The sequence below is a fragment of the Vibrio sp. TRT 17S01 genome (assembly GCF_050113695.1).
In the GTDB taxonomy this organism is placed as follows: Bacteria; Pseudomonadota; Gammaproteobacteria; order Enterobacterales; family Vibrionaceae; genus Vibrio.
In genome coordinates, this window is the sequence record NZ_JBNJOG010000009.1 from 85,048 (window position 1) to 99,811 (window position 14,764).

Annotated in this window: 16 protein-coding genes; 6 read left to right on the forward strand and 10 right to left on the reverse strand. The window is 42.8% G+C overall.

Features of this window, described 5'->3' with window-relative positions:
• The first annotated feature begins 8 nt into the window (after positions 1-8).
• Positions 9-623, forward strand: a complete 615-nt coding sequence (locus tag ACQEXS_RS14775) for a riboflavin synthase subunit alpha (RefSeq protein WP_427014352.1) — start codon at positions 9-11, stop codon at positions 621-623.
• Positions 624-671: 48 nt separating this feature from the next.
• On the opposite strand, the gene ACQEXS_RS14780 is transcribed toward ACQEXS_RS14775, so the two are convergent.
• Both ACQEXS_RS14780 and ACQEXS_RS14785 read right to left on the reverse strand, forming a co-directional pair.
• Positions 672-875 carry a CPXCG motif-containing cysteine-rich protein gene (locus ACQEXS_RS14780; protein WP_367989097.1) on the reverse strand — a complete coding sequence of 68 codons (204 nt, stop codon included), beginning with the start codon at positions 873-875 and terminating at the stop codon, positions 672-674.
• Between the two features lie 189 nt (positions 876-1,064).
• Entirely contained in the window at positions 1,065-1,931 is an 867-nt protein-coding gene (locus ACQEXS_RS14785) for a fructosamine kinase family protein (protein WP_367989098.1), read from the reverse strand.
• Positions 1,932-2,268: 337 nt separating this feature from the next.
• On the opposite strand from ACQEXS_RS14785, the gene ACQEXS_RS14790 reads away from it, so the two are divergent.
• Positions 2,269-2,613: a DUF3802 family protein gene (locus ACQEXS_RS14790; RefSeq protein ID WP_367989099.1), complete on the forward strand. Its 345-nt coding sequence runs from the start codon at positions 2,269-2,271 to the stop codon at positions 2,611-2,613.
• Here ACQEXS_RS14790 and ACQEXS_RS14795 read toward each other — a convergent pair.
• Both ACQEXS_RS14795 and ACQEXS_RS14800 read right to left on the reverse strand, forming a co-directional pair.
• Positions 2,610-3,152, reverse strand: coding sequence for an NlpC/P60 family protein (locus tag ACQEXS_RS14795; RefSeq protein ID WP_367989100.1), 543 nt, complete (start codon positions 3,150-3,152; stop codon positions 2,610-2,612). The genes ACQEXS_RS14790 and ACQEXS_RS14795 overlap by 4 nt on opposite strands.
• Before the next feature lie 237 nt (positions 3,153-3,389).
• Positions 3,390-4,178 carry a sterol desaturase family protein gene (locus tag ACQEXS_RS14800; protein ID WP_427014353.1) on the reverse strand — a complete coding sequence of 263 codons (789 nt, stop codon included), beginning with the start codon at positions 4,176-4,178 and terminating at the stop codon, positions 3,390-3,392.
• 78 nt (positions 4,179-4,256) lie between these two features.
• On the opposite strand from ACQEXS_RS14800, the gene ACQEXS_RS14805 reads away from it, so the two are divergent.
• Both ACQEXS_RS14805 and nagK read left to right on the forward strand, forming a co-directional pair.
• A complete protein-coding gene (locus ACQEXS_RS14805) occupies positions 4,257-4,997 on the forward strand; it encodes a tRNA-uridine aminocarboxypropyltransferase (RefSeq protein WP_427014354.1) in 741 nt (246 codons plus the stop codon).
• Positions 4,998-5,148: 151 nt separating this feature from the next.
• Entirely contained in the window at positions 5,149-6,060 is a 912-nt protein-coding gene (nagK, locus tag ACQEXS_RS14810) for an N-acetylglucosamine kinase (RefSeq protein WP_367989103.1), read from the forward strand.
• 65 nt (positions 6,061-6,125) lie between these two features.
• Here nagK and ACQEXS_RS14815 read toward each other — a convergent pair whose 3' ends face one another.
• From ACQEXS_RS14815 to ACQEXS_RS14840, 6 genes are all read right to left on the reverse strand, one after another.
• Positions 6,126-6,386, reverse strand: coding sequence for a DUF2960 family protein (locus ACQEXS_RS14815; protein ID WP_367989104.1), 261 nt, complete (start codon positions 6,384-6,386; stop codon positions 6,126-6,128).
• Positions 6,387-6,448: 62 nt separating this feature from the next.
• Positions 6,449-8,230: a bifunctional molybdopterin-guanine dinucleotide biosynthesis adaptor protein MobB/molybdopterin molybdotransferase MoeA gene (locus ACQEXS_RS14820; protein WP_427014355.1), complete on the reverse strand. Its 1,782-nt coding sequence runs from the start codon at positions 8,228-8,230 to the stop codon at positions 6,449-6,451.
• A complete protein-coding gene (mobA, locus tag ACQEXS_RS14825) occupies positions 8,227-8,814 on the reverse strand; it encodes a molybdenum cofactor guanylyltransferase MobA (RefSeq protein ID WP_427014356.1) in 588 nt (195 codons plus the stop codon). The genes ACQEXS_RS14820 and mobA overlap by 4 nt, the downstream gene beginning before the upstream one ends.
• Positions 8,792-9,505, reverse strand: coding sequence for an energy-coupling factor ABC transporter ATP-binding protein (locus tag ACQEXS_RS14830; protein ID WP_427011206.1), 714 nt, complete (start codon positions 9,503-9,505; stop codon positions 8,792-8,794). Before ACQEXS_RS14830 ends, mobA begins: the two co-directional genes overlap by 23 nt.
• Before the next feature lie 10 nt (positions 9,506-9,515).
• Positions 9,516-10,214: an ABC transporter permease gene (locus tag ACQEXS_RS14835; protein WP_367989108.1), complete on the reverse strand. Its 699-nt coding sequence runs from the start codon at positions 10,212-10,214 to the stop codon at positions 9,516-9,518.
• 6 nt (positions 10,215-10,220) lie between these two features.
• Positions 10,221-11,039 carry a substrate-binding domain-containing protein gene (locus ACQEXS_RS14840; RefSeq protein ID WP_427014357.1) on the reverse strand — a complete coding sequence of 273 codons (819 nt, stop codon included), beginning with the start codon at positions 11,037-11,039 and terminating at the stop codon, positions 10,221-10,223.
• A 232-nt stretch (positions 11,040-11,271) separates the two neighbouring features.
• Between ACQEXS_RS14840 and ACQEXS_RS14845 the strand changes: the two genes are divergently transcribed.
• Both ACQEXS_RS14845 and ACQEXS_RS14850 read left to right on the forward strand, forming a co-directional pair.
• Positions 11,272-12,726 (forward strand): sigma-54-dependent transcriptional regulator, encoded by a 1,455-nt coding sequence (locus ACQEXS_RS14845; protein ID WP_427014358.1) that lies wholly within the window; start codon positions 11,272-11,274, stop codon positions 12,724-12,726.
• Positions 12,716-14,743 carry a sensor histidine kinase gene (locus ACQEXS_RS14850; RefSeq protein ID WP_427014359.1) on the forward strand — a complete coding sequence of 676 codons (2,028 nt, stop codon included), beginning with the start codon at positions 12,716-12,718 and terminating at the stop codon, positions 14,741-14,743. Before ACQEXS_RS14845 ends, ACQEXS_RS14850 begins: the two co-directional genes overlap by 11 nt.
• Positions 14,744-14,764 lie beyond the last annotated feature (21 nt).

The window sequence follows — 14,764 nt, forward strand, 5'->3', positions numbered from 1 at the left end:
AAAACAGAATGTTTACGGGAATAGTACAAGGCACAGCAGAATTGGTCGCAATCAATAAGAAAGAGCGCTTTCAAACGCATACTATCAGGCTCAACAACACCATGCGAAGTGGATTAGAAATTGGGGCTTCAGTCGCTCACAATGGTTGCTGCTTAACCGTAACGCACATTGACGGAGACTTGGTAAACTTTGACTTAATGCAAGAAACGCTCAAGCTGACTAACCTTGGTGCTTTACAGGTTGGAGAGCATATTAACATCGAGCGTGCGGCCAAGTTTGGTGACGAAATTGGCGGGCACAGCATGTCTGGCCATATTAGTTTAGTCTCGACTATTGTCGATATGATTGATTCTCCGAATAACCGTACGATTTGGTTTGAAGTTCCTCAGGAAGCCATCAAGTACGTGCTTGCCAAAGGGTATATCGGCTTAGATGGTTGCTCACTAACGATTGGAGAAGTAAAAGGTAACCGCTTCAACGTTCACTTGATTCCAGAAACATTGCAACGAACCTTATTTGGTAAACGTGCTATTGGTGATTTGATTAACGTTGAATTTGATCCTCAAACTCAAGCGATTGTAGATACTGTTGAGCGTGTATTGGCCGCAAGGCAACCAGAATGAAAAAAAGCGCGTCACTAGGACGCGCTTTAATAACTGCAAACATGGACGTTAGAAGATTTGTTCATCATCTGCATCGATATAAAGTTCAATGGAATCCATCTGCTCATTGACCGTCATATTAAGATGAATAGCGTTACAGCAAGCAGGGCAATCATCATAAAACTCTTGGCTACCGTTTGAGGCGTCGAGAGTGATCCCAATAGAATGTCCACAATGTGGGCAAGTCACCATTTTCTCTGTGTAATTTCGCATATCTCTCTCCTTACGTCCTTGATGAGATACTTCAATCATAAATTGCGAAGTTACTAATGGTTGTGAATTAAGTATAAAGTTTGACTGTAAACATAAAAAAACGGGCTTCTTATTAAGCCCGTTTTTAATATGAAACAAAGTATAAATAAGATGAATAAAAAACAAACACACTCTAACTTTTAAGACGTTTCAAATCGTCAAAATCTTATTCACTGCACGTTCTGCCATATCAAGATAATGCCCACCAAACAAATTGTAGTGGTTTAAGACATGGTAAAGATTATAAATGTCCTTTCTTTCTTCATAGCTCGAATCTAGTGGCAAGATACTTTGGTAGCCTTGGTAGAATTCAGGAAGAAAACCTTGAAATAGTTCAGTCATCGCAATATCACACTCTCTATCTCCCCAATAACTGGCTGGATCATAACAAATGGGGCCAAAAGCAGAACAAGCGACATTGCCATTCCATAGATCGCCATGAAGCAGTGAAGGGCGGGGAGTGTGCGATTGTAAGCGATCTTGAACTAAGCGCGTGAAGTCGCTGATATCAACCAGCTCAATACCTTTCTCTCGCATCAGTTGCAGTTGCCAGCCAATACGCTGCTCTGCAAAAAAGCGTGACCATTTCTTGTCCCACTTATTAGGTTGAAGTGTGGAACCGAGATAGTTATCAAAGTCGAAACCATACTCTTTCTGCTCACCCCAAGCATGCAGGTTTGCCAACTGTTGACCAAATAAATAGCTTTGTTTTGGATCATCCATTGGCTTTGTTGGAAGGTAGTTGAGAATAAGAAATGAATGTTCTTTAGACTTGCCCACATGAACAAGTTCGGGAAGGGATACGGTTGAGCTTTTTCTTAACGCTTTAATGCACTCGGCTTCAGCTTCAAATCGTGAAATAAAGTCGCGCTCATTAATCTTGATAAAATAACGTTGCTCGCCATCACTGATCATATAGCAGTTGCTTATATCACCGCCATGTACCTTGACCTTCTCAGTAATATCGAATGAAAACATTAGTGTTTCTGAAAGCTGCTTAGAGATAGCTTGCCACATAGTTCACCCTGTCACCGTAATCGACACAGTGTTTAGTGTAGGACAAGTATTTAGAGATTTCTGGAGTATAGTGCAAAGATTTCAAGTAATTGACGAAAAGTTGCTCGTGATTGAATAGGTCCGGCGCCAATTTTCTAAGAAAAAAGCATGAAGGTTGATCTTGCTTACCTCAAACGATTTGTTTAACTGATATATTGGACATTAAATACTCAAATTTGTGGCGAACAGGCGAAATTCACAACAACTCGTTTCGCTTTGCTTGTGAAAACTTCTTTATATGTCTTAGTATTAATGAAGACGTAATAATAAAGAACCAGAATTTCGATGGAGAGGTACTGTGGTTGTAGAAACAGATGGCTATCTTGCACTTATTGAGCATTTAGCTTTCAATCTTGATGTGTTTGCAGCGGACGATAGCGACACAGGTAAAGAAAGTGTCGAAGACGTAGTTACGGATATGGTAGCCAGTAACATCATGGCAATTTTTGAACAAAATCCGGAACTGCACTCCAGCGTGCGTTTTCAATTGCTGAAAGAAGCGGATTCTGTTGTTGAGGATTTGGGGGAAGTGCTAGCGGGCGTATGGGGTAAGCCCGCTACGAATGAACAAATCGTTTTCTTAGATGAATATATCGCTTTAGTTAAAAATCTATTTGATACTGCAGTCGCGAAATACGATTAATCAGCGAGAGGCGGGTGCATCATTACCCGCCTAAACTGCCAGAATTTTGAAGCCCAGTATGGGTTGTCCAACCTAGAAATTATCACTCCTTTCGATGTAGACACGTGCATAAACTGCTTATCGCCGAGATAAACTCCGACATGGCGATCTGTGCGTGATGTTCTGAAAAAAACCAAATCGCCACTTCTCACATTATCGTAATTTAGTTGTTTACCGACTTTCACTTGAGAGTAGGTCGTCCTTGGTAAAGACATGTTCATCGTTTCACGATAGGCTTGCTGAACGAACGCAGAGCAGTCAATGCCGCGTTTGTTTTCTCCCCCGAAGCGGTAAGGAACACCTTCCCAACCTTTAAAAAAGTGAAGAAAGCTACTGGTTATGCTTTGATCTTGGGGTAAAGGTGATCTTGCCTGCTGGAAATGAGCGAGCATTTCCTCAGGACTTTTCGTATTTGCCTGCTCATCTGAGCTAATACTGCTACAACCGGCAAGCGTGCCTAATAAAAAAAGGCAGGTAATTCTCAATCTATTTTTCTTCATCTAACTGGCAGTCTGTGCTTATCAAGCTATTTAATTTTTATTTTCGAACCCAAGCTTTTATGACAAATAATAATTACTCAAGTAGTCGTTAACCATAATGTGATATTCGTATAGTGTCATGTGCCGAGCTCACGCTTTTAACTTCGTTTCCGTTTTGATACATAGTTTCTGATAGATGCGACAAAGACCATAAAGATCAAATACATAAAATTTCAAATCTATTAATGATCTTCATGATTATTGATTACGAAACGGTTGAGTTAGCATTTTGTCGAGCCATTGCTCGCGTGCTGTTTGAAAAAGAGGAATGCCGATTTTCACTTTCTTATGGCCTTCTTTTGGTTGAGCAATATAAGTGCCAAGCCATCGGTCCCAAACTGATAAGAAAAAGCCAAAGTTCGAATGTGTCTCACGCGTAATGACAGAGTGGTGGACTCGATGCATGTCAGGTGTTACGACTACCGTTCTCAATACTCTATCTACTTTAACTGAAAGCTTCGCATTACTGTGATTAAACATCGCACTACCGTTAAGCACAATTTCAAATATCACCACAGCAAGAGGGGAAATCCCAAGCGCAACCACCAAACCAATTTTGATCCACATCGAGATAAGGATTTCTATCGGATGAAAACGAGTTCCCGTTGTCACATCGATATCCTGGTCTGCATGGTGCATGCGGTGGAGACGCCATAATATTGGAACCCGATGAAAAACAAGGTGCTGTAGATAAATGGCAAAGTCCAGTAAGACAACCGCCAACACAACTTCAAGCCATAGTGGAAGCACTACATAGTTAAATAACCCAAGTTGGTTTTGGCTGGCATTACTTGCCGCCTCGAACGCTAACAGTGGCATCAGCAGCGTCAAACATAGAGAGTTTAAGCCGACAAGTCCCATGTTATTTAGCCAGCGATTCATTTTACTTTGTGTAAGTTGCTTTCTTGGGCAGCACCATTCCCAAATAGCACAAAGAAAAAATAGCGCGAGAAAAAAGCTTAACCTTATGAGTTCAGGGTTTTGCATCTTTTAATACCGTTCGCTGTTGCAACTCTAGCCACTGTAAGTACAATCGCGTTCGTTTTCCAGCCATTAAGTAGTGTTATGAGAATCCACGCTTTCCACCATCTTTACCAACACCGTTTATCACTTTCAACCAAACCATTTAATGCACGAGGCTGCAAAGTTGAAAGGTGTGGTTACTGTCAGGTTTCATTAGAACACTGTTTATGCTCCATCCAGCCAGATATTGAAACCAGTGTGGCTGTTATGTTGATTGTTTCCGAGAACGAGGTCTTCAAACCAAGTAATACCGGTAGACTAATCGCCGATGTGGTGAAAGAGAGTTACGTTTATCAGTGGAGCCGTACTGAACCAAATGCGGATATGCTGAGCTTATTGACTAATGAGAATTACGCACCGATGCTGGTTTTTCCTGAAGACTACATAGATGACAAGCAAAGATTGCTGACTCACAACCCCATCACGGTTGAGCAAGGGCGAAAACCTCTATTGATTTTATTGGATGGCAGTTGGCGAGAAGCAAGACGTATTTACAGAAAGTCAGCCTATTTGGCATCTCTACCGGTGATTTCGATCACGCCACAATCAATATCACAATACATGATGCGTAAGTCAGAAAACGAAAATCACTTATCTACCGCAGAAGTGGCTTCTTTGGTACTTAAACAATTAGGAGAGGCTCATGCAGCTTCAACATTAGAACTGTGGTTTGAAACTTTTCGGGAAAGCTATTTATTGAGTAAAACTCGCATAAAACCTGATTTGACCAAACCAGCCCTAAATCGCTATCTCGCAGCGAGAGAAAACGCGAACTCCTTCTAACAATCAAGCAAAGATTGCTGGCGACTTAACCACTTAGCACTAAATACGAGATAAATCTGTGTTATGTCACGGATTGTAGACAGTTCAATATGGATAATGCCTACTAGATTAGGATTTGAAATTTATTGAATAATTTTCCGGGAGAGTAGGCATGTATTACGGCTTTGATGTTGGTGGTACCAAAATTGAATTTGGTGCGTTTAACGAAAAACTGGAGCGTGTAGCAACAGAGCGTGTACCAACACCAACAGAAGACTATCCACAGCTGTTAGAAACAATCGCAGGACTGGTTGCTAAGTACGATCAAGAGTTTGGGTGTGAAGGCACAATTGGCCTTGGTCTACCAGGTATGGAAGATGCGGATGATGCGACAGTACTGACCGTAAACGTACCTGCAGCAAAAGGAAAGCCACTACGTGCAGACCTAGAAGCAAAAATTGGCCGTCGCGTTAAAATTGAAAATGATGCCAACTGCTTTGCACTTTCTGAAGCGTGGGATGATGAGCTAAAAGACGAACAATCTGTCATGGGCCTGATTTTGGGTACTGGCTTTGGTGGCGGCTTGGTTTATGAAGGTAAAGTTTTCTCAGGTCGTAACAACGTTGCTGGTGAGCTTGGTCACATGCGCCTACCTATCGATGCGTGGTTCCATTTGGGCGAAAACGCGCCATTACTGGATTGTGGTTGTAGCAACAAAGGCTGTATTGATAATTACCTCTCAGGTCGTGGTTTTGAGTTGCTGTACGAGCATTACTACGGCGAAAAGAAGAAAGCGATTGATATCATCAAAGCTAATGCAGAAGGGGAAGCTAAAGCGGTTGAGCATGTCGAACGTTTCATGGAGTTGTTAGCCATTTGCTTTGCGAACATCTTCACTGCGAATGATCCACACGTTGTTGTGCTTGGTGGTGGTTTATCTAACTTCGAACTTATCTACGAAGAAATGCCAAAACGCATTCCAAAACATCTGCTTTCTGTCGCGAAAGCGCCAAAGATCGTTAAAGCAAAACACGGTGATTCTGGTGGTGTTCGTGGCGCTGCATTCTTAAATATTAAAGACTAAGATTGCATCGTACCGACAATAAAAAGGGCTTGCATTCAGCAAGCCCTTTTTGCGTTTCTTAGCGTCTATTTTTTACCAACGCCACGGTTTTCTTTTTGTTGTAACGTGATCTTACCGAAACCCAGTTTGTTGAAATGGTTGTCACGATAATTTCGAACCGCTTTTGTATCCGAAATGGCTTCGATCTGCTGTTCCATCTTTAGAAAATCACTAATATCGATGCCTTCTGCATCCGCAACGGCTTCGTGGATATTACGAAACTGTTGGTAAGAAAAAGTTAGGGTCTTCTCAACACCTTTGTAGGTATAAATAATCGTACGAGCCATAATTCTCACTGTAATAAAAAAGGCCAGCATTGAGGTGCTGGCCATAGTAATCCTCAATCGGGTTAGATTCTGCCTTGAAGTGGGATAATTGTCACGCTTTCGCCCACTTTTACTGTGTCGACTTCAGGAGATATTTCAATCAAGCAGTTCGCTTCACTCATCGAACGCAAGATGCCTGAACCTTGTTTACCCGTCGTTTTTACTGTTAATCGACCCATATTATCGAGCTGATAGATACCCCGGCTAAATTCGGTACGCCCCTGTCTTGAGCGTAGATTTTCTTCGGCAACGGCATTGACCTTTAACGGCTTCCAGTTTGTTTCACCTTGCATTTTTCGAAGTGCTGGTTCGACAAAGTTAATAAAGGAAACCATAACTGCAACCGGATTGCCCGGTAGCCCAAAGAAAGGTTTACCATTGATCTGACCAAAGGCTAGGGGCCTTCCTGGGCGCATATTGATACGCCAGAAATCAATTTGTCCTAAGCGATCCAACGCAAGCTTAATGTAGTCAGCGTCACCCACAGAAACGCCGCCGGAAGTGATCACGACATCAGCTTGAGTAGACGCATCCTCAAGCGCTTTCACCATCAATTCTTCATTATCTTCTAAGATACCAAAATCAAGGATCTCGCATCCTAGCTTTTCAAGTAATCCAATAATGGTGAATCGGTTGGAGTCATAAATCGAGTTCGGTTTTTGTTCACAACCAGGTGCTTGAACTTCATCTCCTGTCGAGAATACCGCTACTTTCAGTTGACGATAAACTTCAACATCACCAAAGCCAAGAGAAGCCAGCATCCCCATCTCTGGTGAAGAAAGGCGGCACCCAGAAGAAAATACCGATTGACCCAAAGCGAGATCTTCGCCAGCTTGGCGAACATTTTGACCTACTTTAATCGATGCCTCGCCAAAGGTGACAATGTCACCATTTTGCGAGGATTGCTCTCTCATAATAACCGTGTCTGCAAATTCAGGCGTTGGCGCGCCCGTCATAATTTTAACGGCTTGGCCTTTCTGTAAAGGTTGATCGTATGCATGTCCGGCGAGCACTTCAGCAACTACCTGATATTCATTTCGTTCTACGTCATCACCTCGTATTGCATACCCATCCATCGCTGAATTGGTATATTGAGGCACATTAACAGGAGAGTGAATATCCGTTGCCAATACACGATTGTACAGGTGCTCTGTACTCACCGATTCAAGTTCAACCACTGAATCCACGAGAGAAAGAATTTTCTGTTGGCCTTGAGATACAGATAAAAATGCAGGGGATAAGGTGTCGCAACAAGCGCTTTCAGGCTTAACACTAGCTTCTGGTTGAGCAAAGTTCTTCACGTATTGCTGAACGAAAGTTGAGATTTCATCCAGATCGTTAATGTGCAGTTGAGGCAATGAAGAATCTGCGACATGTGAATCGGCTGCGATCGCGATGATATTCTCATCATTCGGGTAAAGCCATGGTTTCCCAACAGCATCGCGGTGTAATTCAATTTTAGGGAAGGCGATGTTTTTACAGCCTTCGACAAGGATAACGTCCAGCTTAGAAGCATCAAATCGGCTCAACAAATATTCGAACTCAGATTCTGATTCAGGTGTTTCAGTCATTAAAGCGTAGCGATTTCGTGAAGAAATCAGCATTTGAGATGCACCAGCTTTTCTAAGACGGTGACTATCTTTGCCCGGTTTATCAACATCAAAATTATGGTGAGCATGCTTTAACATACCAATGCGTAGGCCAGCAGCTGTTAGCTTCGGTAACAAGGCTTCCAACAGGGTGGTTTTTCCGGTACCAGAATAAGCGGCGAAGCCGAGAATTGGGAGGTTGATGATGTGTTTCATACTTCTAATGTTCCAAATTGGGCGAGTTCTTCTGGCGTGTTTAAATTAACAAAACACTCAGGGGTGTCACTGAAGTCAACGTAACTCGTTACACATTCTTTATAGAGCAAAATGATCTTTCTATCACCACGCTTAAGAAATGCTTCGAGTTTTGGGAGCACACGTTTGTGATATAAGGTGAAGACCGGCTGTTGATATTCACCATCATGAGCAACCAAGATATCACTATTAGGCTTTACCTGTTCACAAAATCGAGAGACTAGGTTGTTACTTATCTGCGGGCTATCGCAAGGAACAAAGCCAACCCAGTCGGTCGAAGCGTTGAGCAATCCAGCATGGATGCCACCTAATGGCCCCGGGTAGTCACGAAACTCGTCAGAAAAGACCGGAGCATATTGTTGGTACAATTCCTGATTTCGATTGGCATTGATCAGAATATTCTCTGTTTGAGGAGACAGTTTTGCTAAGACATGTTCAATAAGCGGGGTGTTGTTTAGTTCAATCAAACCTTTATCTTTACCGCCCATTCTGCTGGCTTGCCCGCCAGCCAAAATAACCCAACTAGTTTGCGTTGGAAGTAGCATACGTGTTCTCTTTTTTATCGCTTATGATTTGTAACAGCGGAGACTCTACCAAAGTCATATCTTTTATCCACCATTGTTTGTGGCATAAATCGGTAAGCGCATTTTTCTGATGACTCGTGATTACGATACTTGAGCCTCTAGCGAGTAAATCTTTAGCCATGATAACCAGTCGTTGAATCGATTCTTGATCCAATGAAGCGCTTGGTTCATCCATCAATAAGATAGAAGGTTTAAGTATCCAAGCTCGAGCCATCGCTACACGTTGTTTCTCACCACCAGAAAGCACTGAGATATGTTCATCTGCCAGTGTTTCTAACCCTACCATTCGCAACGCGGTAATAACTTGAGCTCGCTTGTCTTTTGCAGAATCAGTTTGATAACGAATGCCGTAAACCACATTTTGATAAACGCTACCATCAAAGAGGTAAGGGGACTGGTGTAGATACACGACATCTTTACGTCCACCTTTAGAAAAAAGGCGTTGGATCAGAGTGTCTGAAGGTGCGACGACTTTGCCTGTTGATGGCTTTAATAAGCCAGAAAGAATCTTGAGCAACGTAGTTTTGCCAACGCCATTGTCACCTTTTAGATAGATAGCGTCATTTGGGCCAATAGAAAGCTCCGGAATATGGAACAATACTCGTTCTTTAAAACGCATCGACAGTTGTTGTGCTGAAATTTTAATTGTCATAAAACACGCCTTACGCTCTCAAGTAACCTTTACCACGCATGCTGGTAAGGAAAAAATTCAATAGAAGTGCCAACGTGAGCAACACAATGCCAAGAGCAACACCTTGGGCGAAAGCGCCTTTGTGGCTCTCCATTGCGATTGCGGTCGGAATGTTTCGGGTGACTCCCATAATGTTACCGCCAACCATCATTGAACAACCCACTTCGGTCACTATGCGCGAAAAAGCAGCGATCGTTGCGGCAAGTAAGGGGAACCGGGTTTCCCAAATCATGGTTAACGCAACGCGTGGCATTGAAACGCCCAATGTGATTGCGGTTTCCACCGCACGGCGATCGCTTGATTGTAGTGCACCGTGCATCATCGACACCAAAACCGGAAAAGCAACAAGCATTTGGCCTAAGATCATCGCCTTTTGGGTAAACAGCATTTGCCAATCACCTAATGGGCCAGAACGGGACAATAACATGTAGAGCAACAGGCCAATCACTACCGTGGGAATTGCTTGAAGGGTATTTACCAGTGACAGCAATAACCATTTCCCTTTAAATTCGGTGTAGGCAAGGGTGAAGGAAAATAAAACAGCCGGAAGCAGCACTACTGAAATGGCAGACAAAGAGACGCTAAAGGAGACCGCAACGATCTCCCATAGCTCATTATCAAAACTCACCAATAGCGTGAGTGCTTCAAGTGTTGTTTGCCAAAGGCTCATAGAGTGTTATTTCTCATTTGCATTGGCAACAAACAATTGTTTGCCATTCAACTTGAACTCATTGATCAATTTTTGCCCCTTCGGATTAACTAGCCAGTCGCTAAAGACTTTAGCGCCTTGATAATTAATTGTTGGGTAGCGTTCAGGGTTAACAAGAATTACTTGATAAGGGTTGAATAGCTGTTTGTCGCCTTGGAATAGGATCTTTAAATCTAATTTATTATTGTACGCTAACCAAGTGCCTCGGTCCGTCATGGTGTAGCCTTGCATTTCTGACGCCATATTCAATGTTGGGCCCATACCTTGACCGACGCTACGGTAGCCACCGAAATTCGCTTCAATTTTGCTTTGTTCCCAAATGCCTTTTTCTTTCTTGTGCGTTCCAGAATCATCCCCACGCGACACAAACGTCACGTTACTGTTCGCGATATTCTTGAATACTGTCGCAACATCTTTTTGGTTCGCAATTTTAGCCGGATCAGAATCAGGGCCTACAATAACAAAGTCATTGTACATCAGTTTACGAGGCAATACGCCGTAGCCATTATGAACAAAGGTTGCTTCAGCTTTAGGAGCGTGTGTCATCACTAGATCAACGTCACCGTTTTCACCCATTTTTAATGACTTACCGGTACCAGCTGCAATGACATCCACTTTATATCCCGTGTCTTGCTCAAACTTAGGCAGTAGGTAGTCAAGTAATCCGGAATGATAAGTGCTGGTTGTGGTGGCTAAACGAATGTGTTCATTACCTTCTGCAGAACTTGCGGAGTAACTGATTAAAGCCAGTGACGCAGTGGCCAACGTTAAAGTCATTGATTTCATAATGCGATGGTTCCATTTTTATCATGTTAGCTCGTAATAATCCGAGCTTTATAAATCCGGATGAATACATAGCAAGCAAAGTGCCAAGTTTTTCAGTTATCTTTAAACTGTTAAATCAATAAGTTACGAACTCAACACTTGACGGGGGACAAAATGTCTCAACTTAATCCAGAGTAATCCCTAGATTCTTGGTACACTCTGTCCCATATATAACAAATAATGATTGAACAGTATGTCTCCAACCTTTGACTCCGCGAAACAAAATCAATTTCAGGCTTTTTCTGTCCTAATTGTTGACGATGAAGCTGGCATGCAAGCTATTTTAAAAAAAGCGCTCAGCAAATGGTTCTCGAAAGTCGATAGCGCTGGAAGTATCGAAGACGCTGAAATCCTACGCATCAAAAATCACTATGACTTGATTATTCTCGATATCAATTTGCCGGGACGCTCAGGTATCGAGTGGGAAGAAGCGTTTAATGACGAAGACAAGCGTGCTGACGTTATTTTTATGACCGGATACGCAGACTTAGAAACTGCGATCTCAGCATTGAAGCTGGGCGCTACAGACTTCATCTTAAAGCCTTTCAATCTCGAGCAGATGTTGCAAGCCGTTCAACGATGCATGGATAAGCGTTTGAATGAGCGCCATCAATATGCGTTAAAACATGACTTCGAACGCCATATCACCACCGAAATTGTCGGTGGCTCAGAGAAAACAAAACAGCTCAAATTAATGATCAACCAATTTGCGCCTTCAAGAGCGTCCGTTCTTATTGAAGGTGAATCTGGAACAGGCAAGGAATTGGTGGCTCGTGGTGTGCATGAAGCGAGCCAGAGAAGTGGGCCATTCGTACCACTTAACTGTGGCGCCATTGCTCCAGAGCTATTGGAAAGTGAATTATTTGGTCATACCTCAGGGGCGTTTACTGGCGCCAAGAAAAATCGCGAAGGCCTTTTTCGAGTCGCAAATGGTGGCACCTTATTTTTAGATGAAATCGGTGAGATGCCTCTAGCAATGCAATCATCATTACTAAGAGTGTTGGAGCAACGCACGATCCGACCTGTAGGTAGTGAAAAAGAGATCAGTATTGATGTACGTGTAGTAGCAGCGACCAACCGTAACTTGAAAGAAGAGGTGGAAAAAGGAAACTTCCGTGAGGATCTGTTCTATCGTCTCAACGTATTGAAGATAGATGTTTCACCACTTCGAGAACGTAAAAATGACTTAATTGAACTGGTGCCATTTTTCACCCGAATGCTCACCAAAGAGTTGGGAATGCCCGATTTAAAATGGGCACATGAAGATATTGTGGCAATGAATGATTACGATTGGCCGGGTAATATTCGAGAGTTAAAGAACTTAATTGAGCGCTGTATTTTATTGGGTAAACCGCCGGCTCATTATTGGCGTGAACTACAAGGCGATATTCCACCAGCACACATTTCAATGACGGTTTCAAGCGGAGCCCAACTGCCGGATTTACCGGAAGGAAATAGAAAAGACTTTGGTGATGGTTATCCAAACAGCTGGACGTTAAAAGAAGTTGAAAAATCGCACATTCAACAACTTGTCGAACACCATGATGGTAATAAGTCAGCGGCAGCTCGTGATCTTGGTGTCGCACGAAAAACGTTAGAACGTAAATACAAAGAGTGGGATTCAGAGGAGTCGGATCATGCCGACTGAAAAGGGATTGATACGTAAATGGCGTTACCGATTTAAAACCATGGTGCGTTATCGGTTGTTGTTTTTGACATCCGCTCCCATCTTTCTGACTTTACTTGCGCTGATTGGTATCACGATATATTGGTCTGTTCATTACACTTGGCAAAGTGCATTGATCGATGTGTCTGAACGTCTTGGCGTAGCAAATAACAGCATTGAACTTTTGCAGCAAAAACAAGCTAATCATGTGCAGGCATTCTCTCAGTCTTATGATTTTCGGGTAAGAGTGAAGTCGGATAAGATCAATCCAGAATTTATCGCTTGGGTTTCTGAACAGAAGCATCATTACAAACTTGATTTTCTAAAGTTTCATCGTGTCGATACCATTGAAGAAAAATTCAGGTTTATGGATCTAACCCATAAAGAATCATTTTTTGATGTACTTGATCCAAATGACCTCAATAGGTTGGATGCTGAACTGGCAAAAAAAGCCCAAATTCCAATTTTGAATAGTAATCGTGTGGAAGGTCGTGGATTGATTAGTCGCACTGTCATTCCGGTTCGAAATGATGAGCATGAGCTCATCGGCTTTCTCGATGGCGGATTGTTGCTAAATAACAGCACTGTGCTTGTAGATCAGATCCGAGACCTCATCTATCCATCAACGCAAGATAGCTTGCGTCCAATCGGTACATTGACACTTTTTCTTGATGATCTTCGCGTCAGTACGAACGTACCGCTAGACAGTGAAGGGCGACTTGGCCGAGCGATCGGTACCCGTGTGTCGAGCGAAGTCAATCGTGCGGTTTTAGGTGAGGGCAAAGAGTGGGTCAACCGAGCCTATGTTTATGACGCTTGGTATATCACGGCATATCAACCAATTCGTGATCAATACGATAATGTCATTGGCATGCTGTATACCGGTTATTTAATGTGGCCATTCCTTAAAGCGTATTTGACAAACATCGTTGAGATCAGTATCACCACCTTGGTTCTCTTATTGGTTTCAGGTGTGATGGTTTATCGTGGCTCACGTGACTTGTTTAATCCAATTGAGCACATCTACCGCGTCGTCAAAATGATCCAGTTAGGTAAAGAAACGCGTATTGGTCCACTTGGCCTAGACGAAAAACACGAGTTGGCCCAACTAGCGAGACAGTTCGACAACATGTTGGATTTATTGCGGCAACGAAAAAACGAGCTGAAGTATGCGGCTGAAGAGCTAGAACAAAAAGTGAAGCATCGTACTGCGAGTTTAGAAGAAAAAACTGCAGAACTGGAGCTGCATATTCAGCTACTCAACCAAACTCGAGATAAGTTGGTTGTGAACGAAAAACTCGCGGCGCTAGGTGAGTTAACAGCAGGTATCGCTCATGAAATCAATAACCCAACTGCAGTGATCCTAGGTAACGTGGAGTTAATGGAATTCGAATTAGGGGACGATTCTTCTCGAGTGAAAGATGAAATCCACGCAATTTTGGCCCAGATTGACCGTATCCGGAATATTACCCGAAGCCTTTTACAATATAGCCGCCAAGGTGGCGTGCAAGATGAAGTCACCTGGCAACACGTTAACCCAATCATCGAAGAAAGTATTACCTTGGTCAAAACAGGAGCAAAGAGACGCAACATCGAGTTTGTTTCTGAGCTTAACGCCCATACGCCCGTTGAATTTAATCGCCACCATCTTCTGCAAATTTTAGTTAACCTACAAATGAATGGAATCCATGCAATGCAAGGGGCTGGCAGACTTACAATTCGCAGTGAAGACTGGGTAGAAGATGGCCTAGAAAAAGGTACTGTAATCCACGTAGAAGATGAAGGTTGCGGTATCAAGCCAGAGAACTTAAGCCGTATCTTCTCTCCATTTTATACGACAAAGCGTGAAGGAACTGGACTAGGGCTTTCTGTTTCTCAAAGTTTGCTTAGCCAAACTGGCGGCGAGTTGGTCGCGGAGTCTGAGCTCGGAAAAGGCAGTCGCTTTAGTATTTATTTACCTAAGAAAGCGGAATTAGATGTGTTGGTTTCAACTAAATAATTGCGCAACTAAACAAGCAGC

What these genes read in the sequence shown, in the direction of transcription:
- ACQEXS_RS14775 (WP_427014352.1), top strand. Translation starts at nt 9, where the DNA reads ATGTTTACGGGAATAGTACAAGGCACAGCAGAATTGGTCGCAATCAAT.
- ACQEXS_RS14780 (WP_367989097.1), bottom strand. Translation starts at nt 875, where the DNA reads ATGCGAAATTACACAGAGAAAATGGTGACTTGCCCACATTGTGGACAT.
- ACQEXS_RS14785 (WP_367989098.1), bottom strand. Translation starts at nt 1,931, where the DNA reads ATGTGGCAAGCTATCTCTAAGCAGCTTTCAGAAACACTAATGTTTTCA.
- ACQEXS_RS14795 (WP_367989100.1), bottom strand. Translation starts at nt 3,152, where the DNA reads ATGAAGAAAAATAGATTGAGAATTACCTGCCTTTTTTTATTAGGCACG.
- ACQEXS_RS14800 (WP_427014353.1), bottom strand. Translation starts at nt 4,178, where the DNA reads ATGCAAAACCCTGAACTCATAAGGTTAAGCTTTTTTCTCGCGCTATTT.
- ACQEXS_RS14805 (WP_427014354.1), top strand. Translation starts at nt 4,257, where the DNA reads ATGAGAATCCACGCTTTCCACCATCTTTACCAACACCGTTTATCACTT.
- nagK (WP_367989103.1), top strand. Translation starts at nt 5,149, where the DNA reads ATGTATTACGGCTTTGATGTTGGTGGTACCAAAATTGAATTTGGTGCG.
- ACQEXS_RS14815 (WP_367989104.1), bottom strand. Translation starts at nt 6,386, where the DNA reads ATGGCTCGTACGATTATTTATACCTACAAAGGTGTTGAGAAGACCCTA.
- ACQEXS_RS14820 (WP_427014355.1), bottom strand. Translation starts at nt 8,230, where the DNA reads ATGAAACACATCATCAACCTCCCAATTCTCGGCTTCGCCGCTTATTCT.
- mobA (WP_427014356.1), bottom strand. Translation starts at nt 8,814, where the DNA reads ATGCTACTTCCAACGCAAACTAGTTGGGTTATTTTGGCTGGCGGGCAA.
- ACQEXS_RS14830 (WP_427011206.1), bottom strand. Translation starts at nt 9,505, where the DNA reads ATGACAATTAAAATTTCAGCACAACAACTGTCGATGCGTTTTAAAGAA.
- ACQEXS_RS14835 (WP_367989108.1), bottom strand. Translation starts at nt 10,214, where the DNA reads ATGAGCCTTTGGCAAACAACACTTGAAGCACTCACGCTATTGGTGAGT.
- ACQEXS_RS14840 (WP_427014357.1), bottom strand. Translation starts at nt 11,039, where the DNA reads ATGAAATCAATGACTTTAACGTTGGCCACTGCGTCACTGGCTTTAATC.
- ACQEXS_RS14845 (WP_427014358.1), top strand. Translation starts at nt 11,272, where the DNA reads ATGTCTCCAACCTTTGACTCCGCGAAACAAAATCAATTTCAGGCTTTT.
- ACQEXS_RS14850 (WP_427014359.1), top strand. Translation starts at nt 12,716, where the DNA reads ATGCCGACTGAAAAGGGATTGATACGTAAATGGCGTTACCGATTTAAA.